General features: G+C 45.8%; 8 protein-coding genes and 1 pseudogene. 2 read left to right on the top strand and 7 right to left on the bottom strand.

Going from position 1 to position 4,201, the window contains the following annotated elements:
* Positions 1-241 (top strand): annotated as a pseudogene (locus DW862_RS25395) (replication initiation protein); the annotation flags it as partial.
* A 36-nt stretch (positions 242-277) separates the two neighbouring features.
* On the opposite strand, the gene DW862_RS25390 reads toward DW862_RS25395, so the two are convergent.
* The 7 genes from DW862_RS25390 to DW862_RS25360 form a co-directional block, all read right to left on the bottom strand.
* A complete protein-coding gene (locus DW862_RS25390; RefSeq protein WP_004295510.1) occupies positions 278-508 on the bottom strand; it encodes a hypothetical protein in 231 nt (76 codons plus the stop codon).
* A 19-nt stretch (positions 509-527) separates the two neighbouring features.
* Positions 528-980, bottom strand: coding sequence for a mobilization protein MbpC (gene mbpC / locus DW862_RS25385; RefSeq protein ID WP_004295511.1), 453 nt, complete (start codon positions 978-980; stop codon positions 528-530).
* The gene (mbpB, locus tag DW862_RS25380; protein WP_007560590.1) at positions 937-1,731 is read right to left on the bottom strand and encodes a mobilization protein MbpB; all 795 of its coding nucleotides are present in this window, start codon (positions 1,729-1,731) and stop codon (positions 937-939) included. Before mbpB ends, mbpC begins: the two co-directional genes overlap by 44 nt.
* Positions 1,728-2,027, bottom strand: a complete 300-nt coding sequence (gene mbpA, locus DW862_RS26670) for a mobilization protein MbpA (protein ID WP_004327437.1) — start codon at positions 2,025-2,027, stop codon at positions 1,728-1,730. The genes mbpB and mbpA overlap by 4 nt, the downstream gene beginning before the upstream one ends.
* 192 nt (positions 2,028-2,219) lie before the next feature.
* Positions 2,220-2,417, bottom strand: a complete 198-nt coding sequence (locus tag DW862_RS25370; RefSeq protein WP_004295503.1) for a hypothetical protein — start codon at positions 2,415-2,417, stop codon at positions 2,220-2,222.
* Between the two features lie 10 nt (positions 2,418-2,427).
* A complete protein-coding gene (locus DW862_RS25365; protein ID WP_004327436.1) occupies positions 2,428-2,703 on the bottom strand; it encodes a type II toxin-antitoxin system YoeB family toxin in 276 nt (91 codons plus the stop codon).
* The gene (locus DW862_RS25360; RefSeq protein ID WP_004295507.1) at positions 2,700-2,951 is read right to left on the bottom strand and encodes a hypothetical protein; all 252 of its coding nucleotides are present in this window, start codon (positions 2,949-2,951) and stop codon (positions 2,700-2,702) included. Before DW862_RS25360 ends, DW862_RS25365 begins: the two co-directional genes overlap by 4 nt.
* A 412-nt stretch (positions 2,952-3,363) precedes the next feature.
* On the opposite strand from DW862_RS25360, the gene DW862_RS25355 reads away from it, so the two are divergent.
* Positions 3,364-4,201: replication initiation protein (locus DW862_RS25355; protein WP_133304347.1), on the top strand; the 838-nt coding region annotated here is incomplete at its 3' end.

The following is a 4,201-nucleotide window of genomic DNA, read 5'->3' as shown; positions in this document are numbered from 1 at the left end:
ATTGCAAGCAAAGGTTACAGCACGATATCAGATAGACAGCCATGTGTACGAGTACCTCCGTTATTCCTGCGGCTTCACATCGGAAGAGATAAACCGGAACAAAGAGACATTCATAACGGCACAAGAAAAGATAACCGACCTTATCGGAGAACTGGCTCTCCTAAACGGAAAATCACGAGAAAAGAACAATCCGAAAGGGTGGATTATAAACGCCCTTAAAGGGAAAATCAAGGATAAGTAACAAGATTACCCGGCTGAAACACTCCGGGTAATCTTGTCAAATCAGAGGAACGATTTCCATTTCTACACCAAGTTCTTTCATCTGCTGTTGTATTTCCTCGCTGCTTAGTTTCTCTCTCGCCAGTGCAAGCCCATGAAAGGCGTCCCAGCCTGCCGGCTTCGAAACGATACTACCGTTTAGGACGGCATGGGTGATTTCGCCGCCGGACTTCGCACCCTTGTTCAGTATGAAGAAGAACCGGGGTTCTTCGTGTTCCGTTGTTCCCATAATTCGTAAAGTTAGATGTTTATTTATTCCCCTTTTGTTCCCTTGCCTGCTCTTGGTAGTATTCATAATACTGCTTGTAGTTGTCCCGGTCTTTGGCTGCATCCGTCCAAAGATAGCACATGAAACAAGCGAACAATAGGGAGATAACAGCACAAAGGATTGAGTAGAACGAAATTCGTTTGTCCACATAACCGCCGTTTTTCATTCTGTACCCCTGCCGTTCAAAGTCCGCCAACACGTTTTTTAGGCGATTTTCGGCACTTTCAAGGCTTTTCCCGTCTATTTGTACCTTTCGGGCTGTTGCGTCCTCTATGCGCTTCGTATAGACTTCAACACGCTTTAGTTCTTGATACACCAGTTCTACCGCAAGCTGCGGGTTTACCCTTGGCGTTGTATCTTTTCTTTTCCGGGGGCTGTACTGTCCCTGCTTAACGTTGGAAGCTGCCGCTTCCGGGTGTGAGTTTGTTTCCATGAGATATGTTCATTGAGTTGCACTTCAGTTTGCTTTGTGTCCGCTCGATATGGGCGAGAGTGTAGCCTTTCCCTATCTCGCTTGCCTTATACTCCGTACCGCTTCGGGCTGTGACATAGTAGCCGTTAAGTTTCCCGGTGCTTGCCCTGGCTTCCCGGACTTTAAAACCTCTCTTACCAAGTTCTTCCTTGAATTTGGTAAAGTCAAAGCCCTGCATCTTCTTCAATACGCCGTCCATGGCTTCCTTGATTTCCGCTTTGTTGACTTTGCCAATGTCCTGCGACTGTACAAAGTTCCGTTCCTTGGCTATGGCATTGGCGGCTTCCGTTGCCTTTTTCCCTATCCAGTTGTCCCGGTACAGTTCCCCGGAAAGGGAAACCCGGTTTGCCAGTATGTGCAGGTGGGCTTGCTCTTTCTTGCTCTCCGTACCGCTGTGCCGGATGATGATGTACTGGTGGTTCGCCAACCCCATGCGCTGCATGAAGTCGTTACCAAGTTCCGCCCAGTCCGCATCCGTAAAGGTGGCGCTTTCCTCTATCGAGGGGCTGACCTCGAAACGTAGGCAGTTGTTTTTTACGTTCGGAAAATCAATGTGATACGGTTTCATTTCCTGCACCATTTCCGCACCAGTACACCCATAAAGTTCATGCCGGGCTATCTCGGTGGCTACTGCCTGCCCGTTTATCTCTTTGGCGAGGTCGTACTCCAATGCCGCCACACCATGTGATATGCTTTTCCCTTTCCCTATCATCGTGAGAGTATTTTTTTGAGCTCTGTAATTAGTGCCCGGTTCTCCTCGAACACTTCCCGGTACTGGCGACCACCGAAGTAGTTGTTCAGCCGTTGGAGCGTTCCTTTCAACTGGGCTATGTCCCGGAGAAGCTGCCGTTCCTCCTCGGTGTACCTCTCCCTTGGGCGCCCCCCAAGGGACAAACTCCGGCAGTATTCCGATACGCTTAGACTGCACCGGGCTGCCTGCTCCGCAAGTGCGTCCTTTTCAAGTTCGGTACACCGGAATGTAATCTTTTCGTTCCGTCTTAGTTCCATGCCACAAAGGTAATCTTAAAATCTTTTTGAGCAAAGCGAGAAAAGCAAGAATTGTCCGACAAGGACACTTCTTGCTATATATACACATGCCGCATGGGAATACATCCACGCCAACCGCCCAGCAAAAAGCCCCGGCGTGTTAGAAAATCCCCCACAGCCTAACAAATTCTACCCCATTTCTACCCAAGGGGATTACACGCCGCAGAAGTCATCCGGGAACATGTCTTCCAGTTCGTCCAAATCAATGGTTTCTTCTTCGGACACCTCCACCCATTCAATGTTTTCTTTCCCTCTTATCGCACATGAGTACATCTCGGCGGCGGCAAGAGAAGAGAACACCTCGTGCATAGGCTCGCCGTTCTCTAACCAGTAAACACAATATTCGACCATAACAGTTTTATCATTTATCGTTGTAATGCCCCTCTACCTCCAAGATGTAGACCTCTACCACTTCCTCGTAAATGTCATAGATTATCCGGTCATGGGCGGTAATGTGTCGAGACCATGTAATATCCCCACCGCCCCTTAACGCTTCGGGATGCCCAAGCCCAGTCTTAGGGTGCTCTAACAATTCTTTGTAGATTTTCTTATACTTCTTGAACAAATTGGGGTTTGATTTCTTCCATTTGGCAATCACCTTATCCACCCCGTCGGAAACCCTAATTGTGTACATCATAGACTATCGAAATAAGCGTCAATATCCTCACTGCTTTTGAGGGTAACACACTTTCCGGATTTGATTTCTTCCCTTGCCTTGTCAATCCTTGCTTGCAGCTCCGGGGTTATCATCAAATCTTCACGACCAACTTTTACCAAAGCGTAAATCTCGTTTTTCCTGCGAATTAGTACCTGCTCGCCATTGTCAGCTTTGGTGAAAGACGCTGCGAGGTTGTTACGGTATTCTCTTACTGATAATGCTTCCATATCTGTTTGCTTTTAAATTCAGCACAAAGATAGCTATATTTCAATAAAATACAAACATTTTGTACACAAACGTGTACACGCCATAAAAACCCGTTTCCAATCCTACCGCCCGTTGGTTGGTTTTGCTTTGCTCTTTTTCCCTATCGTTTTTCTTTTTCCGACAGTAAATCAACCACTTAGCTCTATAAATTCCCCTTGTCTGTTATAAGCATCGTCTGTAATATGCTCTATCACTTCTTCGCAAACGCCCATAAATAAAGGGATTAGAACATGTGTTTCCCCACACTTTGGGAGTTTAGTCCCCACACTTTGGGAGTTTAAAAGTAAATTAGTCCCCACACTTTGGGAGTTTTACCCCTCTTTTTTTGTTTTAATGTGGGGATTGTGTATATTTGCAGCAAATCAATCGTTTATGAAAAAGAAACTACCTATTACCAAGAATAAAGATGTTGTTGTTTCATGGGTATATACATGGTCAAAACAGCAAGACATGTCCATACACGAACAAAGAATAGTTCTTCGCATACTGGAAGCGTGCCAAGCTGAACTAAAGGGAGTAAAACTGAAAGATTATGCAGGCACGAAACGCAAGTTTGAGCATGGACTTTGGGATGTTGATGCACAAATGCATGTATCTGACGTTATTTTTTCCGGACGTGATTACAATGAAATCATAGCCGCACTCGATTCTTTGGCAGGACGTTTTTTTACTTACGAAGATGACGAGGAATGGTGGAAGTGCGGATTTATATCTAACCCAAAATATAAAAAACGCACTGGCATTATAACCTTTCGTGTGTCTAACGACCTTTGGGATGTGTTTACCAAGTTCGCCAAGGGGTACAGAGAATTTGAGTTAAACAAGGCTCTTGCGCTACCTACTGGGTATTCCCTTAGGTTTTACATGTTAATGAGTGGGCAGGTGTACCCTTTGGATATATCCCTTGAAAACTTGAAAGACCGTCTTGGCATACCTGCGGACAAATACAAGGACAAGAACGGAAAAGACAGAATAGATCATTTTGAGGAAAGAGTTTTGAAACCAGCAAAGGCTGCGCTTGATGAGAGCTGCCCATACACTTTCAACTACGTGAAAGTGCGTGAAAACCCAAACAACAAACGTAGCAAGGTGACCGGGTTTAGGTTCTACCCGGTCTATCAACCACAGTTCAGAGATGAAGAACTGGAAGGGAAAGAATTGCAAGCAAAGGTTACAGCACGATATCAGATAGACAGCCATGTGTACGAGT

The organism is Bacteroides sp. AM37-9 (assembly GCF_003603455.1).
Taxonomy (GTDB): Bacteria; Bacteroidota; Bacteroidia; order Bacteroidales; family Bacteroidaceae; genus Bacteroides; species Bacteroides xylanisolvens.
This window is presented reverse-complemented; position numbering and strand designations above follow the sequence as displayed.

Coding starts and splice junctions, on each gene's coding strand:
- mbpA (WP_004327437.1), bottom strand. CDS start 2,027: ATGGAACTAAGACGGAACGAAAAGATTACATTCCGGTGTACCGAACTT.
- mbpB (WP_007560590.1), bottom strand. CDS start 1,731: ATGATAGGGAAAGGGAAAAGCATATCACATGGTGTGGCGGCATTGGAG.
- DW862_RS25370 (WP_004295503.1), bottom strand. CDS start 2,417: ATGGTCGAATATTGTGTTTACTGGTTAGAGAACGGCGAGCCTATGCAC.
- DW862_RS25365 (WP_004327436.1), bottom strand. CDS start 2,703: ATGATGTACACAATTAGGGTTTCCGACGGGGTGGATAAGGTGATTGCC.
- DW862_RS25360 (WP_004295507.1), bottom strand. CDS start 2,951: ATGGAAGCATTATCAGTAAGAGAATACCGTAACAACCTCGCAGCGTCT.
- mbpC (WP_004295511.1), bottom strand. CDS start 980: ATGGAAACAAACTCACACCCGGAAGCGGCAGCTTCCAACGTTAAGCAG.
- DW862_RS25390 (WP_004295510.1), bottom strand. CDS start 508: ATGGGAACAACGGAACACGAAGAACCCCGGTTCTTCTTCATACTGAAC.